The 22,383-nt window shown below is 75.4% G+C and carries 21 protein-coding genes and 1 pseudogene; 11 read left to right on the top strand and 11 right to left on the bottom strand.

The genetic code is table 11. The features are described 5' to 3' along the window. Positions 1 to 19: 19 nt before the first annotated feature. A complete protein-coding gene (locus BMW99_RS26775) occupies positions 20 to 427 on the top strand; it encodes a MarR family winged helix-turn-helix transcriptional regulator (RefSeq protein WP_069464657.1) in 408 nt (135 codons plus the stop codon). A gap of 66 nt (positions 428 to 493) precedes the next feature. Here BMW99_RS26775 and BMW99_RS26770 read toward each other — a convergent pair whose 3' ends face one another. The 3 genes from BMW99_RS26770 to BMW99_RS26760 all read right to left on the bottom strand — a co-directional run bounded on the left by BMW99_RS26770 (position 494) and on the right by BMW99_RS26760 (position 3,162). Beyond that, on the bottom strand, positions 494 to 1,228 hold the full coding sequence (locus BMW99_RS26770) for a maleylpyruvate isomerase family mycothiol-dependent enzyme (protein ID WP_069464658.1): 735 nt from the start codon (positions 1,226 to 1,228) through the stop codon (positions 494 to 496). Positions 1,229 to 1,266: 38 nt separating this feature from the next. Next, a complete protein-coding gene (locus tag BMW99_RS26765) occupies positions 1,267 to 1,623 on the bottom strand; it encodes an SCO4225 family membrane protein (protein ID WP_069464659.1) in 357 nt (118 codons plus the stop codon). Between the two features lie 198 nt (positions 1,624 to 1,821). Beyond that, positions 1,822 to 3,162, bottom strand: coding sequence for an MFS transporter (locus tag BMW99_RS26760; RefSeq protein ID WP_177226109.1), 1,341 nt, complete (start codon positions 3,160 to 3,162; stop codon positions 1,822 to 1,824). Between the two features lie 17 nt (positions 3,163 to 3,179). Here BMW99_RS26760 and BMW99_RS26755 point away from each other — a divergent pair, with 17 nt between their 5' ends. The 3 genes and pseudogenes from BMW99_RS26755 to BMW99_RS42255 form a co-directional block, all read left to right on the top strand. Then, complete coding sequence (locus BMW99_RS26755) at positions 3,180 to 4,415, top strand: ROK family protein (protein WP_075017690.1); 1,236 nt, start codon at positions 3,180 to 3,182, stop codon at positions 4,413 to 4,415. A gap of 252 nt (positions 4,416 to 4,667) precedes the next feature. Continuing rightward, positions 4,668 to 4,979 carry an SHOCT domain-containing protein gene (locus tag BMW99_RS26750; RefSeq protein ID WP_075017689.1) on the top strand — a complete coding sequence of 104 codons (312 nt, stop codon included), beginning with the start codon at positions 4,668 to 4,670 and terminating at the stop codon, positions 4,977 to 4,979. A 72-nt stretch (positions 4,980 to 5,051) separates the two neighbouring features. Next, a pseudogene (locus tag BMW99_RS42255) lies at positions 5,052 to 5,174 on the top strand (ABC transporter ATP-binding protein); the annotation flags it as partial. 200 nt (positions 5,175 to 5,374) lie between these two features. Here BMW99_RS42255 and BMW99_RS26745 read toward each other — a convergent pair. Together BMW99_RS26745 and BMW99_RS26740 are read right to left on the bottom strand one after the other, a co-directional pair. Beyond that, positions 5,375 to 5,878: an ATP-binding protein gene (locus tag BMW99_RS26745; protein ID WP_079138773.1), complete on the bottom strand. Its 504-nt coding sequence runs from the start codon at positions 5,876 to 5,878 to the stop codon at positions 5,375 to 5,377. A gap of 209 nt (positions 5,879 to 6,087) precedes the next feature. Further along, on the bottom strand, positions 6,088 to 7,428 hold the full coding sequence (locus BMW99_RS26740) for an aminotransferase-like domain-containing protein (RefSeq protein WP_075017688.1): 1,341 nt from the start codon (positions 7,426 to 7,428) through the stop codon (positions 6,088 to 6,090). Between the two features lie 129 nt (positions 7,429 to 7,557). On the opposite strand from BMW99_RS26740, the gene BMW99_RS26735 reads away from it, so the two are divergent. The 5 genes from BMW99_RS26735 (at position 7,558) to BMW99_RS26715 (ending at position 12,127) form a co-directional block, all read left to right on the top strand. Further along, positions 7,558 to 8,388: an alpha/beta fold hydrolase gene (locus BMW99_RS26735; protein WP_245791631.1), complete on the top strand. Its 831-nt coding sequence runs from the start codon at positions 7,558 to 7,560 to the stop codon at positions 8,386 to 8,388. Between the two features lie 52 nt (positions 8,389 to 8,440). After that, complete coding sequence (locus BMW99_RS26730; protein WP_075017687.1) at positions 8,441 to 9,199, top strand: molybdopterin-dependent oxidoreductase; 759 nt, start codon at positions 8,441 to 8,443, stop codon at positions 9,197 to 9,199. Next, positions 9,180 to 9,842, top strand: a complete 663-nt coding sequence (locus BMW99_RS26725) for a cytochrome b/b6 domain-containing protein (protein ID WP_069466863.1) — start codon at positions 9,180 to 9,182, stop codon at positions 9,840 to 9,842. Before BMW99_RS26730 ends, BMW99_RS26725 begins: the two co-directional genes overlap by 20 nt. Positions 9,843 to 10,048: 206 nt before the next feature. Further along, the gene (locus BMW99_RS26720; protein WP_141726473.1) at positions 10,049 to 11,464 is read left to right on the top strand and encodes a hypothetical protein; all 1,416 of its coding nucleotides are present in this window, start codon (positions 10,049 to 10,051) and stop codon (positions 11,462 to 11,464) included. Between the two features lie 228 nt (positions 11,465 to 11,692). Next, positions 11,693 to 12,127: a hypothetical protein gene (locus tag BMW99_RS26715; protein WP_075017686.1), complete on the top strand. Its 435-nt coding sequence runs from the start codon at positions 11,693 to 11,695 to the stop codon at positions 12,125 to 12,127. 60 nt (positions 12,128 to 12,187) lie between these two features. Here the strand turns inward: BMW99_RS26715 and BMW99_RS26710 are convergent, their stop codons facing one another. Together BMW99_RS26710 and BMW99_RS26705 are read right to left on the bottom strand one after the other, a co-directional pair. Next, complete coding sequence (locus BMW99_RS26710; RefSeq protein WP_075017685.1) at positions 12,188 to 12,667, bottom strand: SRPBCC family protein; 480 nt, start codon at positions 12,665 to 12,667, stop codon at positions 12,188 to 12,190. 95 nt (positions 12,668 to 12,762) lie between these two features. After that, entirely contained in the window at positions 12,763 to 13,611 is an 849-nt protein-coding gene (locus tag BMW99_RS26705; RefSeq protein WP_069466787.1) for a DeoR/GlpR family DNA-binding transcription regulator, read from the bottom strand. Positions 13,612 to 13,863: 252 nt separating this feature from the next. Here BMW99_RS26705 and BMW99_RS26700 point away from each other — a divergent pair, with 252 nt between their 5' ends. Continuing rightward, positions 13,864 to 16,188 (top strand): hypothetical protein, encoded by a 2,325-nt coding sequence (locus BMW99_RS26700; protein WP_075017684.1) that lies wholly within the window; start codon positions 13,864 to 13,866, stop codon positions 16,186 to 16,188. Here the strand turns inward: BMW99_RS26700 and BMW99_RS26695 are convergent. The 4 genes from BMW99_RS26695 to BMW99_RS26680 all read right to left on the bottom strand — a co-directional run bounded on the left by BMW99_RS26695 (position 16,158) and on the right by BMW99_RS26680 (position 20,917). After that, complete coding sequence (locus tag BMW99_RS26695; RefSeq protein ID WP_075017683.1) at positions 16,158 to 18,560, bottom strand: right-handed parallel beta-helix repeat-containing protein; 2,403 nt, start codon at positions 18,558 to 18,560, stop codon at positions 16,158 to 16,160. The genes BMW99_RS26700 and BMW99_RS26695 overlap by 31 nt on opposite strands. Before the next feature lie 193 nt (positions 18,561 to 18,753). Beyond that, positions 18,754 to 19,401 carry an Rv1733c family protein gene (locus BMW99_RS26690; RefSeq protein ID WP_079138866.1) on the bottom strand — a complete coding sequence of 216 codons (648 nt, stop codon included), beginning with the start codon at positions 19,399 to 19,401 and terminating at the stop codon, positions 18,754 to 18,756. Between the two features lie 91 nt (positions 19,402 to 19,492). Next, positions 19,493 to 20,320 carry an MOSC domain-containing protein gene (locus BMW99_RS26685; protein WP_069466225.1) on the bottom strand — a complete coding sequence of 276 codons (828 nt, stop codon included), beginning with the start codon at positions 20,318 to 20,320 and terminating at the stop codon, positions 19,493 to 19,495. 33 nt (positions 20,321 to 20,353) lie between these two features. After that, the gene (locus tag BMW99_RS26680) at positions 20,354 to 20,917 is read right to left on the bottom strand and encodes a DUF6643 family protein (RefSeq protein ID WP_069466226.1); all 564 of its coding nucleotides are present in this window, start codon (positions 20,915 to 20,917) and stop codon (positions 20,354 to 20,356) included. A gap of 213 nt (positions 20,918 to 21,130) precedes the next feature. On the opposite strand from BMW99_RS26680, the gene BMW99_RS26675 reads away from it, so the two are divergent. Continuing rightward, positions 21,131 to 22,378 (top strand): TerD family protein, encoded by a 1,248-nt coding sequence (locus tag BMW99_RS26675; protein ID WP_075017682.1) that lies wholly within the window; start codon positions 21,131 to 21,133, stop codon positions 22,376 to 22,378. Positions 22,379 to 22,383 lie beyond the last annotated feature (5 nt).

Genomic DNA, 22,383 nt, shown 5'->3' with positions numbered 1-22,383 from the left:
TTTCTGCTACCCTCGCGGCATGACCGGCGACAGGGACGAGCGGGCGCTCATCGCGGAATGGCGGGACATCCTCGCTGTTCACGCGCGTACTGCCTGCGAGATCGACCGTGCGCTGCACCGCTACGGACTCGGCGCCAGCGACTTCGAAGTACTCGACGTGCTCGCCGGAGGAGACGCCGAGGACGGCTGCACCTTCCGCGTGCAGGAACTCGCCGACCGGGTGCACCTGAGCCAGAGCGCGCTGTCCCGGCTGGTGGCCCGCCTGGAGAAGGAGGGCCTGGTCGACCGCGGCATCTGCAGCGAGGACCGGCGCGGCGTGCGCGTCGCCATCACCGCCGACGGCCGCGCGCGTTACGACGAGGCCCGGCCGAGCCATCGCGCCGTGCTGGAGCGGATGCTGCCCAAGGGCGCGCTCGTCAAGAGCTGACGCCCGCCGAGGGCGGACCGGCCGGGCCGAGGGCCCGGGTCCGGTCCGCGGGGGCGCGGTGACCTGTCAGACGGCCGAGGTCCGCTGCCACAGCTCGACCAGTGCGCCGTCGCCTTCCACGGAGAGCCCGTCGTACGGGCCCCGGTTCCACAGCGCCAGGTAGAGCGCGGTCGCCGGGCCGCTCAGCGTGCAGTCCGCCGCGCCGGGAACCGCGCGCTCGACCACCGGTGGCTCCGCGGACAGATGCACCAGCCAGTCGCCGCCCGGGTGGTCGGCGGCCAGCACGCGCAGGGAGCGCGGCCGGTTGGTGCGCACCCGGCTGCGCTTCCGCACGTGGAACCCGGTGAGCAGCTCGTCGAGTCCGTCGGACGCGAACGCGGTGTCCACCGGGTCGCGTTCCGCGCCGAGCGCGGACTGCGCGTCGATGCGGTGGATCGTCGTCTCGTGCGCCTGGCGCCGGGCCCAGAAGGCCAGCGGGGAGGGTGCCGGCAGGAACGTCCAGCAGTCGGTGTCGGCCGGCGCTCCCGCGAGGGTGTCCGCGAGGCCGGAGTGCAGTGCGCGGTACCAGTCGAGCAGGGCCGCGTCGCCGGGCGCGGACTCGTCCCATTCCACCGGCGCCGTCCTGCGCTCCGCGACGAACGCCGCCGCCCAGCGGTGCACCGCGCCGACGTGCCGCAGCAGATCCCTGACCTGCCACTGGGGGCACGACGGGACGGGCGCGTCGAGGCCTGATCGCTGTGCCGCGTCGGCCAGCAGCCGCCCCTCGCGCCGCAGCGTCGTGATGAAGTCATCCGTGTCCATGGCGCGGATTCTCGCAGCCCGCCGCCGGGCGCCGGAGGTCAGCGTGCCGCGAGGCGACGCCGGCGCAGCCGGGCCGCGTACCCCAGCAGGACGGCGTTGAGTGCGGCGGACAGCAGCGCGGAGACGATCGTGAGCGTCCAGCCCGACCAGCCGAAGGACGCGAAGCGCTCGCCCGAGCCGCCGGCCGAGACCAGCACCGAGAACAGCAGCGGCGTCCACGGCAGGGTGAGCAGCAGGAGCAGCACGCCGGTCAGCGACGCGTCGCTGTGCGAGAGCAGCGCCGTGTCGAGCAGCATCAGCGCCAGCGCGGCGGCGACCACCGCCAGGTACACCCGGGACACGCGTTCCCGGTGAAGGGGCCTGGTGGCGGTGACGGCCCAGGACGGTATGTGCATCGCTCCTCCTTCGGCGGGCGGCGGCCGGCGCACGGCGCCGTGCTTCCGGTGGCGCGGCCCGGACGCCCGATGTGGTGCACCAGCATGCCGCCGTGGCGGCCGCAGAGCTCCTGTGACGTTCGTCAAAACGCGCCGCGCCGTGGTGCGCCCGGCCCGCGAGGCGTACGCCCGCCGGGCGCCTTCCCGCGCCCGGCGCCGTCAACCGTCCTGCCGCGCCCCGCTGTTGCGCGCCAGATAGGCGATGACCGCCGCGACGGCCGCGAGCGCGGCCACCGTCGTCAGCGCGCTGGGCAGGCCGAAGGCGTCGGTGAGGAAGCCGATGGAGGGCGGGCCCAGGAGCAGGCCGCCGTAGCCGAGGGTCGAGGCGGCGGCGACCCCGCTGGGACCGGTCAGCTCGCCCGCGCGGGCGATGGCGGTCGGGAAGAGGTTCGCCAGCCCCAGTCCGGTCAGCGCGAAACCGATCATCACCAGCGGCAGGTAGGGCGCCAGCGCCCCGACCAGCATGCCGGTGCAGGCGGTGAGGCCGCCCAGGACCAGGGCGCGGGTCTGGCCGAGCCGGACGAGCAGCGTCGTGCCGGACAGCCGGCCGAGCGTCATCGCCAGCGTCACGGCCGAGTAGCCGGCCGCCGCGATGCCCGGACCGCCGTGCAGGTCCTGCTGGATGTGCAACGGCCCCCACTCCGCGAGCGCGCCCTCGCCGTACGCCGTGCACGCCGCGATGAGGCCGAACACGGCGACGAGCAGCGTGGTGCCGCCGGCGCGTGACGGCGCGGCGGCCGTCCCCGCCGTCGTTCCCGTGGCCGGGGCTTTCGCGGCCGCGGAGGAGTCCCGCGGCTCGGCGGGCGCGGAGGAATTCCGCGGCTGGGCGGGCGCGGAGGCGGATGCGGATGCTGGGACGACCGCGCGCCTGCCCCGCTCGGGCCTCCGCAGCGGGTGCGCCAGCAGCGGCCGGCCGGCCAGCGCGACGGCCACCAGGCCGACCGGAGTGAGCAGCAGCAGGTGCGTGGCGGGGGACAGGTGCGGGGCCAGCAGGCCGCCGATGCCCGAGCCGAGCAGGCCGCCCAGGCTGTAGGCGGCATGGAAGCTGGACATGACCGGGCGGCGCAGGGCGGCGACCAGGTCGACGGCGACGCTGTTCATGGCGACGTTCAGGCCGCCGTAGGAGATGCCGAAGAGCAGCAGCACCAGGCCGAGGCCGAGCGCCGAGTGGGTGCGCGGCGGCAGGGCGATGCTCAGCGCGAGCATCACGCCGGTGACCACCGTGACCCGCTCGCTGCCGAACATCCGGCACAGCCGCCCGGTGAGCAGCATGGTCGCCACGGCGCCCGCCGACACGCCGAGCAGCGCGAGGCCCAACTGGCCTGCGGACGCGCCGACCTGGGCCTTGATGGCCGGGATGCGGACCACCCAGCCGGCGAACAGGAAGCCGTCGACGGCGAAGAACACGGTCAGGGCGAGGCGCAGCCGGCGCAACGCCGGATCGATGGGTATGTGGTGGGATCGGGACAGCACCGTCCCTATTTTGTTTAGCGTCGGCACAAAGTGAGAATAGAGGGGTGACACAGATTCGGACAAGGCTTGAGCGGGGCCGGGCAGCACTCGGTCCCGCGCTCTCCCTGGTGCACACCGGCCGCGCCGGGACCCGCGCCGTGCTGACGGCGGAACTCGGCGTGACCCGGGCCACAGCCGGAGCGGTCGCCGCGGAACTGGAGGCACTGGGCCTGATCCGGGTCGACACCCGGCCGCCCGGGTTGTCCGGCGCCCAGGGCCGGCCCTCCCACCGGCTCGCGGTGGCGCCGGGCGGGCCCGTCGCGCTCGCCGCCCAGGTGCACGCCGACGGATTCCGGGCCGCCCTCGTCGGACTCGGCGGCGAGATCGTCGCGACGGCCCCCGGTTCCATGACCGTGCCCGCCGATCCCGCCCATGTGCTGGGCGCGGTCGTCGAGGCGGGCGCCGAACTGCTGCGCGCGTCCGGCCGGGTGTGCGTCGGCGCCGGGCTCGCCGTGCCCTCCGCGGTCGCCGAACCCGACGGGACCGCGCTCAACCCGCTGCACCTGGCCTGGCCCGCGGGCGCGCCCGTCCGCGAGGTGTTCGCCGGCCAGATCACCAGGGCGGGCATCCTCGCCCCCGGCGGCAGGCCGGTGCCGTCGTTCGTCGGCAACGACGTCAACGTGGCGGCGCTGGCCGAGCACCGGCACGGCGCCGGGCGGGGCGCCGAGCACCTGCTCGTGGTGGCCTCCGGGCACCGCGGTGTCGGCGGCGCGCTCGTCCTCGACGGCCGCCTGCACACGGGCAGTTCGGGCCTGGCCCTGGAGGTCGGCCATCTCACGGTGGAGCCGGAGGGACGGCCCTGCCACTGCGGGAGCCGGGGCTGCCTTGACGTCGAGGCGGACCCGCTGGCGTTCGTGGAGGCCGCCGGCCGCACGCCGGGCCCCGAGGTCTCCCTGCTCGCGCAGGGCGCCGCCCTGCTCCAGCAGGAGTACGGCGACCCGGCCGTGCGCGAGGCCGCCCATGTGCTGATCGACCGGCTCGGCCGCGGCCTGGCCGGCCTCGTCAACGTCCTCAACCCCGACCGGATCCTGCTCGGCGGCCTGCACCGCCACCTGCTGGACGCCGATCCGGAGCGGCTGCGGGCGGTCGTCGCCGACCGCAGCCTGTGGGGCCGCAGCGGCAGCGTCCCGCTCCTGGCCTGCGCGCTGGACCACAACAGCCTCGTCGGCGCCGCCGAGTTGGCGTGGCAGCCGGTACTGGACGACCCGCTCGCGCTCCTCGGCGGGCAGCCTGCGGGCTGAACCGGCGGCGTCCGCCCCGCCCCTCGTGGGGCTCCGACCCGACCCTCCTGCCCCTGCCCGTGCCCCGCGGCCCGGTACCTCCGGTACCGGGCCGCCGCCGTGCGCGCGCCCCGGCCGGAGCAGCACGCGCCCGGCCGGCTACTCCCACCGGAGCAGGACAGGTGCCGCTGGCCGTACGACGACGTGCGGCGGCGCGGAAGCCAGGCTCGAAGGTGCCGGAAGGACCGGCACCGAACGAGGAGATGACCAGCGATGACCACCCTGGCGTGGCACGACGGCGGGCCCGGCCCGTGGATCCTGTTCTTCCCGCTGATCTGGGTCTTCGCCGTGGCCGCGGTGATCACCGTGCTGCGGCGCACCGGTTGGGCCGGGCGCGGCGGACCCTGGCGGCAGCGCCCCCCCGCCGCCACCGGCGAGCACTCGCCGATGGCCGTGCTGGGACGCCGGTTCGCCGCGGGCGAGATCGACGAGGAGGAGTACTGGCGGCGGATGTCCGTGCTGGAGGAGCACTTCGGACGCGACGTCCGCCGTGACCTGCGCGGCGGCAAGGGGGGCCCGGCGTGAACGCCTCCGCGGACCCTCCCGGGCCGGCGGGGGAGGTTCGGGCGCCGCGGCGGCGACTCCGGCGGTACCTCCCCGGGCGCGGCCGCGCACGCCGGCGAGGTGGTCTTCCTCGCCGACGGCAGACTCGTCGACACGATGGCCGCGCCGACGGCCGATCGCGTGCTGGGCGGGATGAAGGATGTCGACGGCCGCGCGCGGGCCCGGCGGACGGCACCCCGGGAGGTGCGCGGCCATGACCGGCACCGCGACCGCCGCGCGCACGGGCCGCCCGGCGGCCGCCGGGCGGCCCGTGCGCGCGGCGGTATGCCGCACGGTCGCGGGCGGGCGCCCGACGACCGGCCGCCGCCTCCCCCTTGGCGGGGGAGGCGGCGGCCGGTCTGGTGTACGGACGGGGGTCAGGCGACCGAGGCCGCGACGGCGACGCGCTCGGGCGCGGTCCGCTCGACCGGCACGGTCGCGGTGCGCAGCGGCACCAGCGTCGGCACCGGAACCGGCGTGCGCAGGACGAACCACACCACCTTGCCGCCGTCGCCGGGCAGCAGGTCGGTACCCCAGCTGTCGCTCATGGCCTCCACCATCGCCAGCCCGCGCCCGGTGGTGGCGGTCGGCTCCACGGGCTGCATGTGCGGCAGCCGCGTGTCGTGGTCGGCGACGGCCACCGTGAGACGGCCGTTCTCGACGGACAGCTTCACCGCGCACTGCTTGTCGGGCCTGGCGTGCCGGTGGACGTTGGCGAGCAGCTCGCTGATGCCGGTCGACGCCGCGTCGATGAGCGGGTCGAGGCGCCAGTAGCGCAGCTGGGCGGACACGATCCGACGGATCTGCTGGATCCGGTACGGGTGCGCCTCGAGTTCGAGGGCACACTCCCGGGCCGCTGGATCGGCTTGGTCGGCTTGCATGATCACGGCTGCGACTCCCTCCGCGGCATGGGCCGGTACTCCGCGGTGGTCGCGGGCCGGGCCAGGTGCCGCTCCGATGGGAACACCTGAGCGAGATTGCGTAGAGTGACTGCTGCAGCACTCCGTGATGCGTCTCCAGAGTGAACCCGCGCGACACGGACCGCAACTCGTCGCGCACGGCGTGCGACCTGGGGGCCCTTCCGTCCGGTTCACTCCGGTGCCGCAGCCTCCGGGGAGATGCGGGCCAGGTCCGCCAGGACGGTGAGCGCGCGGCGCAGTTCCGCGGGTGGCGGGGAGGCGAGACCGACCCGGACCGCGTTCGGCGCGCGGTGCGGGCCGACGGCGAACGAGGCGCCGGGGGTGACGGCGATCCCGCGCCGGGCGGCGGCCGCCACGAAGGTGTCGGCCCGCCACGGTTCCGGCAGATCCCACCAGCAGAAGTAGGCCCGCGGGTCGGCGCGCACCGCGAGACCGGCGAGCGCCTCGGCGGCGATCCGGCGGCGGTCCGCCGCGTCGGCGCGCTTGGCCGCGGCGATCGTGTCGGCCGTGCCGTCGCTCAGCCATCCGGCCGCCGCCTCCAGGGCGAAGCCGGCCGCCGTCCAGGCGCCCGAGCGCAGGGCGGCCGCGACCGGCCCGGCCAGCCGCGGCGGGACCACGGCGAAGCCGAGCGTCAGGCCGGGGGCCAGGCGCTTGGACAGGCTGTCGGCGAGGATCACGTGGCCGGGCGCGTGGGCGGCCAGTGGCGCCGGCGCCTGGTCGTGCAGGAACGACCAGATCGCGTCCTCCACCGCGACCAGGCCCGACTCCCGCAGTGCCGCGGCGAGTTCGGCGCGGCGGCCGTCCGGCATGGTGACGCCCAGCGGGTTGTGCAGCGTGGGCTGCAGGTAGACCGCGGACAGCGCGGCCTCGCGGTGGGCGGCGCGCAGCGCGTCCACGCGCAGGCCGGCGGCGTCGCAGGCCAGCGGGACGAGGACGATGCCGAGCCGCGCCGCCGCGGCCTTGACCACGGGGTAGGTGAACGCCTCCACGCCCAGGCGGCCGCCGGCGGGGACGAGCGCGGCCAGCGCACCCGCGATGGCCTGCCGGCCGTTGCCCGCGAACAGCACCGTGGAGGGGTCGGGCGACCACCCGGAGCGGGACAGCGTGCCGGCCACCGCCTCGCGGACCGCCGGCGTCCCCGACGTCGTGGCCGGGCGCAGTGCTGCGGCCAGCACGTCGGGCCGGGACAGGCGGGCAAGCCCCGCCCCCAGCAGCTCCGACTGGCCTTCCACCACGGGGTAGTTGAGCTCCAGGTCGATCCGGGCCGGTGCGGGTTCCGCCAGTGCCGGGCCGGTGGCGGGAGCGGCCGCACGGACGAAAGTGCCGCGCCCCACCTCGCCGACCACCAGCCCGCGCCGGGCCAGTTCGCCGTAGACCCGGCCCGCGGTCGAGTCCGCGATGCCGTGCCGGCGGGCGAACGCCCGTTGCGTGGGCAGCCGGTCGCCCGGCCGCAGACGTCCCGCGGCGATCTGCGCGGCCACCACGTCGGCCACCCGCCGGTAGTCCCGCACCGCGTCTCCTTCCGCTCCGGCCCCGTCGGGGCCCCTGCGTCGATTGCACCGAGGTCAATATAGGGATTGCACCGACCACGGTCCATCCCTAGCATCGGGACGGCCGGCCGGACGAGGGGAAGGGCGCAGGTGGGAGCGGTGGAGCTGAACGGGATCACGGTGGCGTACGACGACACGGGGGAGGGGGACGGCAAGGAGCCCGGCACCCTCGTGCTGGTGCACGGCCACCCCTTCGACCGGACGATGTGGGAGCCGCAACTACGCGCCTTCGGCGACCGGTTGCGCGTCGTGGCGGCCGACCTGCGCGGCTACGGCGGGACGAGCGTCGTCCCGGGCAGGACGCCGCTGGAGGTGTTCGCGCGCGACACCGCGGCACTGCTCGACCGCCTCGGAGTGCGGCGGGCGACGCTGTGCGGGCTGTCCATGGGCGGCCAGATCGTGCTGGAGTTCCACCGGCTGTTCCCCGAGCGGGTCGCCGGCCTCGTCCTGGCCGACACCTTCGCCCAGGGCGAGACACCGCGGGGACGGCAGGAGCGCAACGACCGCGCGGACGCGCTGCTGCGCGAGGGCATGTCCGGGTACGCGCACTCCGTGCTGGACTCCATGATCGCCCCGGCCACCGTCCGCGAGCAGCCGGAGACCGCCGCGCACGTGCTGCGGATGATGCTCGGTGCGCCGCCCGAAGGTGCCGCCGCCGCCCTGCGCGGCCGGGCCGAACGCCCCGACTACACCGCCATGCTGCCGCGGATCGCGGTCCCCACGCTCGTCGTCGTCGGCAGTGAGGACGTGTTCACTCCCGTCGCCGACGCCCGTTTCCTGCACGAACGCATCCCCGGCGCCACGCTCGCGGTCGTCGAGGGCGCCGGGCACATGCCGAACCTCGAGCGGCCCGCGGAGTTCGACCGGGCGCTGGCCGGGCTGCTGGACGCCGTGGCGGCGGCAGATGTGACGAATCTCTGACGTCCGCCCGCCGCCCCTGGTCACGGCGCCCACGACGTGCTCGAATCGAACCATGCACAGCAGCACGCCCGCGGCGCCGAGCGCGGGAGAACCCGACCCCGAGCGCGGCCGCGGCACGCCCGTCGGACGCCGGGTCGTCCTCGGCATGCTCGGGCTCGGCGCGGCCGGCGTCGCCGTGGGCGGCAGCGTCCAGGGCACGCTCGACAACGTGCTGGCCTCCGTCAGCGCCAAGGACCCCACCGGCGTCACCGGGCTTCTGCCGGGCGGCGGCGGGTTCCGCTTCTACTCGGTCTCGGACTCCATCCCGCACCGCGGCGAGACCGACTACCGGCTGCGGGTCGACGGGCTGGTGGACCGACCCGGCTCCTACCGGCTGTCCGACCTGCGCACACTGCCGCAGACCCGCCTGGTGCGGGACGTCCAGTGCGTCACCGGCTGGCGGGTGCCGCACACGGCCTTCTCCGGCGTCCTGCTGTCCACGCTGCTGGACGCCGCGGGCATCCGGGCCGGCGCCACCGCCCTGCGCTTCACCTGCTTCGACGGCGTCTACACCGAGAGCCTCACCCTCGACCAGGCCCGCCGCCCCGACATGCTCGTCGCGCACACCATGAACGACAAGCCCGTGACCGCCGCCCACGGCGGCCCGGTGCGGCTCTACGCGGCACCCATGTACTTCTACAAGTCCGCCAAGTGGCTGTCCGGGATCACGGTCACCAAGGACGTCCAACCCGGCTACTGGGAGCACTACGGCTATGACGTCGACGGATGGGTGGGCAGGTCGAACGGCCGCCATGATGACCCGACTTCATGAGTCGCGGGCCGTCACCGGACTGCGCCGCTTCACCCGCGCCGAGACCTGGGTGCACCGCACGCTCAACTGCCTCATGGCCGTCTGCGTGTTCACCGCCGCCTGCCTGTACTTCCCGCCGCTGGCCGAGATCGTCGGCCGCCGGCGGCTGGTGGTGACCGTCCACGAGTGGTCCGGCATCCTGCTGCCGGTGCCGATCCTCGCCGGACTGGTCTCGCGCGCCTTCCGGGCCGACACCGGGCGGCTCGGGCGGTTCTTCCCGCACGACTGGCGGTGGCTGCGCGCCCTGCTGCGCACCCGCAGGCGGCAGCCGGAGTTCGCCGGCAAGTTCAACGCCGGCCAGAAGCTCTTCGCCGCGTTCGTCACCGGCACGATCCTCGTCATGATCGGCACCGGGCTGCTGATGTGGTTCCCGCGGCTGTCTCCCCTGGTGTGGCGGACCGGCGCCACGTTCGTGCACGACTGGCTCGCCCTGCTCGTCGGCGTCGTGATCACCGGTCACGTGTGGCTGGCCACCAAGGACCCCGAGGCCCGGCGCGGCCTGCGCACCGGCCACGTGCCCCGCTGGTGGGCCCGCGAGGAGCACCCGCTGTGGCGGGCCGGGACCGGCGAGGAGCGGGCGGCGGACGAGACCCAGCAGCACTGACCGCGCGGGCGGCCCGGAGAGGGCGCTCGGGGCCGCTCCCGGTGGGGGGTTCCGGCGGCCCGGCGAGCGCGGTTCCGGCGGGCGCCGGGAGGGCGGGTACGCCGACCGGACGGGCCACGCGTTCGGGGCGGATCCGTTACATCCAGGACACCGCGCGTCCGCCCGCGGGCCACCGGACCGTCGCCGCCCGCTCCTAGCGTCCCACCATGACGACGTCTCAGACGACGACGGAACGGCCCGTGGCGCTCGCGGGGGAGCAGAGCGCCGCACTCCGGAACACGGCGACCGCTCCCGAACCCGAGACGTACCGGCCCAGGCGGAAGCCGCGCCGGCCCGTCGGCCCGCGGCGCCTCGGCACCAGGGCGGTCGTCGCGCTGGTGCTGGTGGGCGCCCTGTGCGCGCTCGCCGTCACCGCCGCCGTGAACGTCCGCGACGACACCGCCCGGTTGCGCACCACGGTGGCTGAACGAGCCGAGGCGGCCGCGCAGTTGCGCTTCGCGCTCGCCGACCTCGACGCCCAGCGTGCCGACACGCTCGCCCCCGGCACCTCCGGCGCCGACCCCAGGGTCACCGTGGGCAACCAGCTCAACGCCCTGATCACCGCGCAGCAGCGGCGCTCCCAGATCAGCGACCTGCTGCGGCAGCTCGGCGCCGACGCCACCCAGGGAGACCGGGTCCGCACCCTGCTCGACGCGTTGGGCCGCTACGACGACCTGAGCGGCCGGGCCTCCTACGTCGACGAGCAGTCGCCCGACCGCGTCGCCGGCCACCCGCCGCGCATCGCGGTGGCGCTCAACGCGCAGGCCGGGCTGGTCATGCACGACACGCTGCTGCCGGCCGCGACGCAACTGTCCACCGCCTACCTGCGGGAGGCCGACGCCACGCAGGCGCAGGCGCACCGGGCCGCCCGGCGCTGGGCCCTCGCCGTCGGCCTGCTCGGGGCGCTCACCCTGCTGTACCTGCTGTGGTGGCAACGCGAACTGGCCCGGGACTACCGGCGGTTGGTGAACCCGGCGATCGCCCTGGGCACCGCCGTGCTGGTGGCCGTGACCATGGCCGGGACCCTGGCCCTCACCGCCGGCGCGTCCGACGTGGACACCGCGGTCGCGAGCGGGCTGCGCCCGTGGACCCGGCTGGCCGAGGCACGTGCGGTCGCCGCGCAGGCGGCCACGGCGGAGAGCCGCTGGTTCGTGCACGACGGGGACTTCGCGAAGAACTACCGGGACGAGTTCACGACGCTGTCCACGTCGCTCGGCGGCCTGCTCGCGCCCGGCGCGCGCGCCGACGGCGCCGAACGCGCCGCCTACCAGGACGTGATCGACCGCTACCACCACTTCCTCGCGGACGACACCAGGCTGCGGTCCCTCAAGGACTCCGGCGACATCGACCAGGGTGCCACGGTGCTCACCGAGGTGGGGCGCGGGGACGTCGCGTTCGACTTCTGGGACTTCGCCACCACGCTGGACGGCCTCGCCGAGCAGCAACTGGCGGACTTCACCGCGCACGTCTCCGACGCCCACGCCTCGCTGGACGGCTGGCCCGCGCTGCCGGCGGGCCTCCTCGGGGCGGCCGGAGTGCTGGTGCTGCTGGGCGTGCGGCCGCGGCTGGCCGAGTACCGCTGAGGGCCCGCGCCGGACCGGGACCCCGGCGAGCGCCGGGGGCCCACGTGCCGTCCGCAAGCGGACTTGTAGGCTCACAAGTTCGACAGGTAATAGTGGCCGTATTAGTGGCCCGAGCCGAAGATCCACCCGCGGGGGGCGGACGCGCATGTCGCCGTCCCCGGTCCGGACGAGACGAGAGCACCTACCGTGACCACCGATTCCTCCCCCCTTCCCGAGGGTGAGCCCCCCGTGCCGGACGACGTGTGGGAGCGGTTCCTGACCGACAGCGAGCGGGACATCCGCGCGACGGCGCCCAGGGAGCCGTCGGCGCGGGCCCGGATCGTGGCGCGGCGGCTGCGCGAGGAGGACGAGCGGGCCGCCGTCGCGGACGCCCCGCGCCGCCGCTTCGGGCGCCGCGCCGCCGCCCCGGCCGCGCCGCCCGCATGGCGGTCCGGCACCACCGAAGCCGCGGAACGGCGCCTGGCGCGCCGCCGGCTGATACGGGCCTCGGCCGGCATCGTCGCGGTGGTCCTGCTGCTGCTCGTCGTGCTGGCGCCCGGGCGTGCCTGGTCACTGGTGAACGGCAACGGCTGGAATGAGCACCGCGAGACGCGCACGCCCGCACCGGTGCTGCACGCCGCCCCCGCGTCACCCGGCCCGGCGCGTCTGGCCGCCGCGTCCTGACGCGGCGGCGTCCCGGCACGGCAGGCGGGGGCGGGCGGAAAGCCTCGCCCTGCGGCGAGTTCAGGCCTGCGTCGCGAGCCTGAGGTCGAGCCGCCGCATCGCGCGGCGGAACGCCGCGCGCAGCAGGGGAGCGGACAGCCGCAGGAACGGCGCGGCGGCCGGGGCCGGTTCGACGGCGATGGTCCACTGCACGAGGCTGCCGCCGCCGGCCGGGGCGACCCGCCACTCCTCCGCTATGGCCCGCACCCCGGGCCGGTTCACGGTGTCGGCGCGGTAGGCGTACCGTTCGGGCGCCTCGACGGCCAGTACGGTCTCCTCGAACCTCAGCCCGCCCGCGAGCGCGATGAACCGGCCGTCGGCGGTGGGCCGGGCCCGGCGGACGGCACCGAACCACCGCGGCCAGTTCTCGGTGTCCTCGGCGAGCGCGCGGTGCACCGCACCCGGAGAGGCCGTGATCGCGGTCGAGAACGCCATCCGCAGCGGCGCGGCGTCCAGGAACTCCAGCCCCACGGGGCGCAGTCGGCGGTGAGGGCGGGCCATGGGCAGCAGCCTACGCGTCCCCGTCCGGGGTGCGCGCCCGCGCTCCCTGCCCGTGCTCACGTGCCCGCGCGGCGCGCCGTGCTCACGCCGGAGCCTCACGCCTCCGCGTCGTTCCCCGCCTCGGCCGGTGGCTCGCCCGCCACGATCAGCTCGGAGAGGTGCTCGGCGATCTCCTCGCGCAGCACCTCGGGGATGCCCGCGTCCGTCACGAGCGTGTCGACGTCCTCCAGGGCGGCGAACGAACTCAGGCCCACCGTGCCCCACTTGGTGTGGTCGGCGATCACCACGACCCGCCGCGCGGAGCGGACGAACTGCCGGTTGGTCTCGGCCTCCGCGAGGTTCGGCGTGGACAGGCCGGCCTCCACCGAGATGCCGTGCACGCCCAGGAACAGCAGGTCGAAGTGGAGCGACTGGATCGCCCGGTCGGCCACCGGGCCGACGAGCGTCTCGGACGGGGTGCGCACCCCCCCGGTGATGACCACCGTGGCCGTCGCCTCGCCGTGCCCGTTGCCGGGCCTGCGCTGCCCCGACTGGAACACGTCCGCGACCCGCACCGAGTTGGTGACCACGGTCAGGTCCGGGACGTCCAGCAGGTGGTGGGCGAGCGCGTATGCGGTGGTACCGCCGGCCAGGGCGATCGCGCTGCCGGGCGGGACCAGCGCGGCCGCGGCCCGGGCGATGGCCTCCTTGGCGCCCAGCTCCAGCGCCGACTTCGCCTCGAAGCCCGGCTCGTGGCTGCTCGCCTCGACCACCGGCACCGCGCCGCCGTGCACCTTCTCCACCACACCCTGGCGGGCCAGGGCGTCCAGGTCGCGGCGCACCGTCATGTCGGAGACGTTGAGCCGCCGGGTCAGCTCGTTGACGCGGACGCCGCCGCGTCGCCGCACCTCGTCCAGAATCAGGGCCCGCCGCTGCTCCGCGAGGAGGTTCTGGTTGTCGCTCACCCGTGACCCCGTCCCGTCCGTGTCGTTGTGGTCAGTGCCGTCCGCGCACCCGCCGTGCGTCCGCGGTCCCCCGGTGTGCTGCGGGTCATCCTTCCACGCGAGACCCACCAGGTGTACGCCGCACGACCGGTCGGTACCCGCGAGCGGTCACCGGCCCCACGATTTCGCCACATAACGGCCCCGAGTGGGTGGGGTTCGCCGGGCCGCGGCGCGGGCACCACCGCAGGGAGAACACGAGGATCGGGGGTACCAGTGGCCACGGAACTGGACACCGGACCGCACACCACGAGCCCGCTCGCCCTGGAACTCCTCGTGCACGGAGTGGGCGGCACCACCCCCGAGCAGATGCTCGGCGACCCGCGCACCGTGCGCCTCGCCGGCGACGACACCGCCGGCATCCACCGCCGCGCCTGCGACGCCGACGCCGAGGCGCACCCCGAACAGCGGCGGGACGAACCGGTCCAGGAGGCGTACTGCTGGTCCAACCTGACCTCCGGCAACGGCAGCCGCGCGCTGTGGCTGCTGCTGCTTCCCTTCATGATCACCAACCTGGCGCACTGGATGCGGCCGCCGACCCTGCGGACCCGGCTCGCCCGCGGCTACGAGGTGATCGTGCGGCTGCTCGCCCTCACCCTCACCGTGCTGCTCGTCGCGGCCGTCAGCGAGGTCGCCCTCGACATCGTCGGCTGGCAGTGCGCGGGCCGCGCCGGCTGCGCCCGCGACAAGACCTGGCTCGGCTTCGCCGCGGCCGGCCACCACGGCTGGTGGAGTCAGCCCGGACGCCGGCTCGCGCTGGCCGCCGCCGCACCCGTGAGCCTGACCGCCGTGCTGTGGTGGCTGTCCCACCGCACCTGGTACGCCTACGAATCGCAGCGCCCGGCCGTCCGGCCGGGGCCGCCGCCCCCCGGCACGCCGCCGCTGGCCCTGCCCGGCTTCTGGTACGGCCGCAGGTCCGTCGCCCGGCTGCGCACCGCCCACACCGCCGCCGGCCTGCTCACCGTCACCACCGCGCTGTGCGTGCCGGCCCTCACCTTCGACACCGGCCACGGCGGCACCGCGCTCCGCGCCGCCGGCTGGACGATCGTGGCGGCGCTGTCCGCACTGGCCGTGACCGCCGCCGGAGCCGTCTGCGGCGCCGACCGCAAGCTGCGCGGACTCGACGACACCCCCGACCCGCGCACCACGCGCGTGCTCCTCGGCGGATCCACCGGCATCCTGCTGGCGGCCGTGCTCTACGGCGGCTGGAACCGGCCCGGCTGGGCCTCCGGTGGCAGGCTCCCCTCCGCCCAGGCGTTCTCCGCGCTCACCGTCTGCCAGGGCGCGCTGGTGGCCGCCCTCGCGGTGTGCGCGGTACTCCTGCACCGCGCCCCGCCACCGGACTTCGAGGACTGCGGCCTCGCCCTGCGCGGGCTCGCGGGCCCGGCCGTCGCGCTGCTCGGCTGCGCCCTCGGGGGAGTGCTGACCGGCGGCGTGGCACAGCGCACCGCCGACTGGCTCGACGGCGGCCGCACTCCCGGCTCGCACGGCAGCCCGCTCGTCGGGCCGCCCGCGGTGCTCACCTGGGAGGCGTCCGTCATCCCCGCCGTGCTGGCGCTGCTCGCCCTGGGCGGCGCCGCACTCGCCGCCCGGCTGCGCCGCCGCGAGCACGCCCTGCGCCACGAAGTGGAGCAGATGTACCCGCACGAGGAGCACCACGCCTCGCGGACCCGGCAGATCGCCCGCGCCATTGCCCGCGCCGGACTCACCGACTCCGCGCCGATGCTGATCGCGGTCGTCTGCGCGGCGGCGTTCGCCCTCGGCGCCGGGGCCGTGGCCGGCGCGTGGCAGGGCGGCGGCCCGCCCGTCCAGGTCGCCGAGGGCGCGCCACCGGTGCTGCGCGCCCTCGCCGCCGGGGCGCAGTCGCTCGGCTCGTGGCTGGTGGGCGCCGGCGTGGTGGCACTCGTCGCGCTCGGCCGGCGCGCCTACCGCGACCCGTCGGCCCGCCGGACCGTCGGCATCCTGTGGGACGTCGGCACCTTCTGGCCGCGCGCCGCCCACCCGTTCGCGCCGCCCTGCTACGCCGAGCGCGCCGTGCCCGACCTCAGCTGGCGGATGGCCTCGTGGACCCAGGCCACCGGCGGGCGGATCATCATCTCCGGCCACTCCCAGGGCAGCGTGCTGGCCGCCGCCGCGGTCTGGCAGCTCGACCCCGCGGTCCGCGGCCGGGTCGCCCTGCTCACCTACGGCTGCCCGCTCGCCCGCCTCTACGGCCGCTGGTTCCCGGCCCACTTCGGCACCGCCCGCCTGCGCGACCTCCACGACGACATGCACATCTGGAGCAACCTGTGGCGGCGCACCGACCCGATCGGCGGCCCGGTCGCCCTCGGCGACCACGCGAGCGAGGTCGACTGCGGGCCGCTGCTGGACCCGGCCGCCTACGGGCGCAGCACCGCCCACCCGCTGCCCGAACCGGTCCTCGGCCACTCCGACTTCCAGGCCGACCCGGCGTTCGCCGAACAGCGGGCTCTCCTGCTGGCCCGGCTGCCCGAGGCCAAGAGCGTGCCTGCTCAGGGCAGTTCGGGCAGATCCTCCGGGTAGAGCAGCAACAGCTCCTCGTGCGTCGGCTCGTCGATGTGCGCGAGGCGCACCGCGTGCCGCTCCACCATCGCCTCGAACGTCTGGCGCGCGGTGCGGCCGTTGCCGAACGCGGGACCCTTGGGCATCGCGGTGAAGAACTTCAGCACCGCCTCGCCGGTGTCCTCGCCGAGCTGGTACTCGTGCTCCGCGGCCTGCGCCTCGACGATCCGCAGCAGCTCCGCGGACGTGTAGTCGCCGAACGTGACGGTGCGTGAGAACCGCGACGCGACACCGGGGTTGGACGCCAGGAAGCGCTCCATCTCGGCGGTGTACCCGGCGACGATCACCACCACCGCCTCGCGGTGGTCCTCCATCAGCTTCACCAGCGTGTCGATGGCCTCACGCCCGAAGTCGCGCCCGGCGTCCTCCGGGGCGAGGGCGTACGCCTCGTCGATGAACAGCACACCACCGCGCGCCCGGTCGAACGCCTCCTGGGTGCGGATCGCCGTCGAGCCGATGTGCTCGCCCACCAGGTCGACCCGCGCCACCTCGACCAGGTGCCCGCGCTCCAGCACGCCCAGCGACGCCAGGATCTCGCCGTACAGCCGCGCCACCGTGGTCTTGCCCGTGCCGGGGGAGCCGGTGAACACCAGGTGCCGCCGTGGCGACGGGGCCTTCAGGCCCGCCTTCTCCCGGCGGCGCCCCACCGAGATCAGGTCGATCAGCGTGCGCACCTCACGCTTGACGCCGTCCAGCCCGACCAGGGCCTCCAGGTCGCCGAGCACCTCGTCCTCCGGCCGCGTCGGGGCGGCCGGCTCGGCCGCCGCCTGCTGCTCCGGGACCCCGCCCAGCAGGCCGTACGACGGCCCGGCGGCCTGCCGCACCACGGGCGTGGCGGGGGCCGGGACCGGCGCCGGCGACTCCTCGGTCGCGGCACGGTCGCTGGTGCAGTCCTCGGTGACCGGACCGGGCTCGGCGAACTCGTAACCGCCGCGCGCACAGCGCTCGGTGCGGCAGCGCGTCAGCGTCGACCGGCAGCCGTCGATGATGTGGAACCCGTAGCCGCGGCTGCCGGTGACGCGGCAGCCGTCGAAGGTGCCGCGGCCCTCCGCGGACACGTACACCCCGGCCTCCGCCGGGTCGGTGACCGTGCACCGCTCCAGCGTGGGGTCGGCGCCCTTGGTGACGATGACCCCGGTCGCCGCGCCGTCGATGGTGACCTGCGCGAGGGTGCCGCCGCTGCCGTGGTCGCGGAACCAGGCGCCCGTCGACGCGTCACGGATCCGGCAGTCGTCCAGCTGCACGCTCGCGCCGTCGCTCACCGACACCGCGGTGTTGCGGATCTGCGCGAAGTCGCTGTCCACGACGTCCGCCCGCGAGCCGCGGTCCAGCACGAACAGCGCGTCGGGCACGTCGTGCACCCGGCAGGCGTCGAGTATCGCCACGGCGCCGTCGCTCACCCACACCGCGGGGTAGTCGCCGGTGCTGTCGTGGATCTCGCAGTGGTCGGCGTCCGCGCGGGTGCCCGGGTCCCACACCGACAGGCCGTTGCGGCCGAAGCGGTGGACCGAGGAGCGGGTGAGGGTGAGCACCGAACGGGCCCGCAGGTCGACCGCGTTCTCCGGGATGTCGTGGATCTCGCAGTCGGCCAGCGCCAGCACGGCGTCGGTGTCCAGGGCCACGCCGTCCCCCGTGGTGCGGTGCACCCGGCAGTCGGTGAAGCTGCCGGTGGCCCGCGCGGAGAGCTGCACGCCGGTACCGCGGACCTCGAACACCTCGCAGCCCACCGCCTCCAGCGTCGTGCCCTCGCCGGTCACCGACACCCCGGCGCCCGAGGTGTGGTGGAAGCGGCAGCGCTCCAGCCGCGGCGTGGCGCCGCCGCGGACCGAGATGCCGCTCTGACCGGCGGCGACCACCTCGCAGTCCTCGAACAGGCCGGCCGCGCCGTCCAGCACGCTGATGCCCAGTCCGGCCGGGTTGTCTATCGTGCAACGGCGCACCGTCGGGCGGGCGTTGTCACGGACTTCGAGGCCCACCGCCGAGTGGGTGTTCATCCGCAGCCCGGACAGCTCGGGGGAGCACGCCTCGACCAGCAGGGCGGCCGCGGAGGTGTCCTGCCCCTCCACCACCAGGTCCTGGACGACCGCGGAGGACCGTATCGTCAGCGCCACGCCGGACGCCGGGGCGATCCGCACGGTGCCCGGTCCCTCGGCGCAGCGGAGCGTCACCGCGCGGTCGACGACCACGTTCTCCCGGTAGGTGCCGGGCGAAACCGACAGCACGTCGCCGTCGCTCGACGCCTCCAGCGCGCCTGCGAGCGTCTCGTACTCACCTGTGCGGCGGCGCCACCGCGAACTGCTCGGGTTGGTGACCTGCACCACGCCATGTGCCATCGGGCTGCTCTGCCCCCACCTCTTGCGTCGGCCGGACGGGGGTCAACGGTAGCGCGAGCAGGGGACTCCTTGATGCCGCCCTCAACGGTCCGGGCCCGCACACTCGCCCTTTCCGCCGCAGAACGCCCCTCGTCACCGGCACGGAGTCCGTCGTCGACCGGGCCGCCGACGGGGCGCCTGCGGCCGTCGCACGTCAACCCCCGGCGCCCGCACGGCCCCAGTCCTGGCCGGCCCGGTCCCAGGCTCGCTCCCAGGAGTCCATCCGGCGCAGCATCAGCCGCCACAGCAGCACCTGGCGGACGATCAGCAGCATGCCGCCGGCCGCCGACGCGGCGGCGATCCCGGCGAGCACCGAATGGGTCACGGCCGTCGCGGAGTCCAGAGGCGGCGGGGCGATCCGGCCCTGGCGGTCGGTCCACAGCCGCAGCGTGCCGTCCCGCCACACCTCCAGATCCGAGGAGACCGTGGCCGAGTGCTTCCTGTGGTCCGGCCCGGTCCACACCAGGAGGTCACCGCGCTGGGCGTCCTCCGCCGCCGAACCGGCCGATCCGGGAAGGGACTTCGCGGCGTCCTTCGCCGTGCGGGCCGGTGCCACTGCGGCGGCGACCAGCGTCCGCTCGCGGTGCTCCACCCGCACCACGTGCTGCAGCGCGCGGTCGACGGAACGGCCCGACCACCAGCCCAGGAACGGCACCGTGCACAGGAGCAGGGCCGTCACCAGCCCGAGCCACGCCTCCACCAGGTCGCTGCGGCGGCGCAGCGGATTGCGCCGCCACCGCCAGCCCAGCAGCCGGACCTTCGTGCGGCGACGACGCGCCGACAGGTACGCGAACACCCCCACAGCCGCCCACCCCTTCACCCAGTGCGCCGCCTGGCAGGCGGCGCTCCCCAAGCAGGAGCACGGACCGGCCCGGTGGGACGCGCGGGCCCTCCTACTCCACCACGCTCAACGCGTCGCCCACCCGGAGGGTTCCGGCGCTTTCCGGAATCAGGTTCTGGCCGAACAGCAGGCTCGATCCGACCCTGCGGTGCCGGCCCAGGGTGTGCAGCGGTTCCTTGCCGCGCGCGCCCGTTCCCTGGTCGGTGGTGGTCACCACGCAACGACCGCACGGCTTCGGCACCCGGAAGACCACCTCGCCGATCCGCACCCGGCGCCAGCCGTCCTCCGCCCACGGGGCGGTGCCGTCGACCACCACGTTCGGGCGGAACCTGTTCATCGGCAGCGGGCCCTCCGCGGCGTGCCGGCCCTCCGCGATCAGCGCGTTGAGGGCGTCCAGCGACGCGGTGGCGGCGACCAGCAGCGGGTACCCGTCGGCGAGGCTCACCGTCTCGCCCGGCAGCGCGAACTCCGGGTCCACCGGCCGTCGCAGGGCGGGTTCGTCGAGGTGCACCAGCCGCACCGGAATGCCGAGGTACGTGCTGAACCAGGCGTCCGCCCGCTCGCCCGCGGGCAGCAGTTCCAGCTTGTCGCGGAACAGCCGCACCGTCTCCAGCGCCGCGGGCGCGGGCACGTCGACGCGCAGCGGTGGCTGCCCCGGCGCCGACAGCCGCAGTCCGGACTCCCCGTCCCAGACCGCGGCCGCAAGGGCCAGCCTCGGTTGTTCCCGCTGGGTGACGGCCTTGAGCGTCACGGCGTCGACGAGCATCCAGCGGCGGTCCCCCGCGAGCCCCCACGGCTCCACGACCGCATTCCCCGTACTGGTGCCCCGCAGCGCCTTCACCGGGTACACGTGCAACGCGCTGACGTGTGGAGTGGTCATAGGACCATCCTTGCAGGCGCGGCCGTGTGCCGGTCAGCCCTGGTAGTAGCCGCCGCCCTGGGCCGGCGGCACGCCGAGCCCCAGGTTCCGGCGCTGGTAGTTCTCCTCCGGGTGGCCCGGCATCTGCCGCGGCTGCATCGGCCGCGGCGGGACCGGACGCGCGGCCTCGTAGCCGGCCGGCGACGGCTGCGGCGGCTGCGGGTAACCGGCGCCGTTGCCGTAGCCGTTGTACGCCGGGCGGGCCGCCTGCTGCGGGATGTACGACGCCGGCGGCTGCTGGTACCCGGCCGACGGGTAGCCGTTGTGCACCGGCTGGGGCTGTGGCTGGGAGTGGTGCTGCTGGGAGTGGTGCTGCTGGGCCGACGGTCCGGACGGCAGCGCGGGCAGCGCCGGCAGGGCCGGCAGATTGCTGCCGCCGCCATAGGAGTTGTAGCCCGGCGTGTCGTACGGGGTGTAGGCCGACGGCACGCGGATGGGGGCGATCTGCGGGGTGCCGCGTTCGGCGACGAGGCTGTCGTAGATCGGGGTGTCCGGGAAGGACGCAGACGAGGGGTAGCCGCCGTAGCCGCCACCGTACGAACCGCGGGGGGTGGTCATGAGCCATAAGTTAAGCCCACGATGTGGTCGTTGGGGAGACCGATTAGAAGGTTGTTTCGCGTGCAGCGAGTGACCATCGGTCCCCAATCTGAGCGAATCCTCGGAAAACGGTCACCCTTTCATGGTGTGATCAGGTAAAACGCGCGCTGCGGGATGCCCGGGGGCCGGGGCGCGTCGGAGTGCGGCCTGGAGTGCGAACCGGAGGGGGATCGAATGACGCTGCGCAGAGGGGAGAACGCACCGCTGCCGACCACGGCGGTGCGCCTCGAGTTCGGCAGAGCCGCAGGTGGCGGCGGCCCGCGCACCGACCTGTGCGCGCTGCTGCTGACCGGCGACCGAAAGGCCCGCGACGCCGGGGACTTCGTGCACGCGGCCGCCGCCCACCCTTCGGGCGCGGTGCGCCACGAGGGCACCGTCGTCAACGGCTCGCTGCTGGTGGACACCCTTTCGGTCGACCTCGCGTCGGTCGAGTCCACGGTGGGCACGGTGCTGGTCGTCGCACGCGGTGACGGCGGACCGTTCGGTCAGGTGCCGGGCATGTTCGTGCGTGCCGTCGCGGACGGCGCGGAGGCGGCCCGCTACGCGTGCGCGGACGCCGGCCGGGAGACGGCGTACGTGCTCGCGGAGTGCTACCGGCGGGGCGGGGGCTGGCGGTTCCGCGCGGTCGGACAGGGCTACGAGGGCGGGATGCGCGGGCTGGGCGCGGCGTACGGGCTGGCGCCCGACGCGCTGCCGGACCTCCCCGAGCCGGCCCCCGCGCCCGTGACACCCGCGCGGCCTGCCCCTGTGGTGGCTGTTCCCGCGGCGCCCGCAGCGCCCGAGACGCCCGCGGCACCGGTGCCGCCCGTGCCGCCGGCGCCCGTCCTGCTGTCCAAGGTGACGCTGACCAAGCAGGCGCCCGCCGTCTCCCTCGCCAAGCAGGGCGCGACGTCCGGCGCTCTGCGGATCACCCTGGACTGGCAGGCGCAGCAACGGCGCTGGGGCGGCCGCGACGTCGACCTCGACCTGTGCGCGCTCTTCGAGCTGACCGACGGCAGCAAGGGGGTCGTGCAGGCCCTCGGCGGCGCGTTCGGGGCGCTCGACCGGCCGCCGTTCCTCCACCTCGACGGCGACGACAGGTCCGGCGGCACCGGTGAGCAGATCACTCTGAACATGGACCGCGCGGCGCACTTCCGGCGGGTGCTGTTCTTCGTCACGATCTACGACGGCGCCCGCAGCTTCGCGGGGCTCCACGCGACCGTCACCCTGCGGCCCGAGCGCGGCGCGCTCGTCGACTTCACCCTGGACGAGTGCACCGTCGATTCGCGGGTCTGCGCGCTGGCCCTCCTGGTCCGTGACGGGGACGAGCTGGTCGTGCGCCGTGAGGCCCGCTACCTGGTGCCCCGGCGAGGGGTCAGCCCGCAGCGCACCGTCGACTACGCGTACGGCTGGGGGCTGACGTGGACGCCGGGGCGCAAGTGAGGCGC

Origin of the sequence: Actinacidiphila rubida (genome assembly GCF_900110255.1) — a bacterium.
Classification (GTDB): domain Bacteria; phylum Actinomycetota; class Actinomycetes; order Streptomycetales; family Streptomycetaceae; genus Actinacidiphila; species Actinacidiphila rubida.
Note: the sequence above shows the minus strand (reverse complement) of the source record. Positions and strands in the feature narration are given on the sequence as shown.

Excerpts from the sequence above, each read along its gene's own strand:
- BMW99_RS26765 (WP_069464659.1), bottom strand. The coding sequence starts at position 1,623 with ATGCACATACCGTCCTGGGCCGTCACCGCCACCAGGCCCCTTCACCGG.
- BMW99_RS26720 (WP_141726473.1), top strand. The coding sequence starts at position 10,049 with ATGACGACGTCTCAGACGACGACGGAACGGCCCGTGGCGCTCGCGGGG.
- BMW99_RS26775 (WP_069464657.1), top strand. The coding sequence starts at position 20 with ATGACCGGCGACAGGGACGAGCGGGCGCTCATCGCGGAATGGCGGGAC.
- BMW99_RS26745 (WP_079138773.1), bottom strand. The coding sequence starts at position 5,878 with ATGCAAGCCGACCAAGCCGATCCAGCGGCCCGGGAGTGTGCCCTCGAA.
- BMW99_RS26750 (WP_075017689.1), top strand. The coding sequence starts at position 4,668 with ATGACCACCCTGGCGTGGCACGACGGCGGGCCCGGCCCGTGGATCCTG.
- BMW99_RS26770 (WP_069464658.1), bottom strand. The coding sequence starts at position 1,228 with ATGGACACGGATGACTTCATCACGACGCTGCGGCGCGAGGGGCGGCTG.
- BMW99_RS26675 (WP_075017682.1), top strand. The coding sequence starts at position 21,131 with ATGACGCTGCGCAGAGGGGAGAACGCACCGCTGCCGACCACGGCGGTG.
- BMW99_RS26710 (WP_075017685.1), bottom strand. The coding sequence starts at position 12,667 with ATGGCCCGCCCTCACCGCCGACTGCGCCCCGTGGGGCTGGAGTTCCTG.
- BMW99_RS26730 (WP_075017687.1), top strand. The coding sequence starts at position 8,441 with ATGCACAGCAGCACGCCCGCGGCGCCGAGCGCGGGAGAACCCGACCCC.
- BMW99_RS26725 (WP_069466863.1), top strand. The coding sequence starts at position 9,180 with ATGATGACCCGACTTCATGAGTCGCGGGCCGTCACCGGACTGCGCCGC.
- BMW99_RS26680 (WP_069466226.1), bottom strand. The coding sequence starts at position 20,917 with ATGACCACCCCCCGCGGTTCGTACGGTGGCGGCTACGGCGGCTACCCC.
- BMW99_RS26695 (WP_075017683.1), bottom strand. The coding sequence starts at position 18,560 with ATGGCACATGGCGTGGTGCAGGTCACCAACCCGAGCAGTTCGCGGTGG.
- BMW99_RS26685 (WP_069466225.1), bottom strand. The coding sequence starts at position 20,320 with ATGACCACTCCACACGTCAGCGCGTTGCACGTGTACCCGGTGAAGGCG.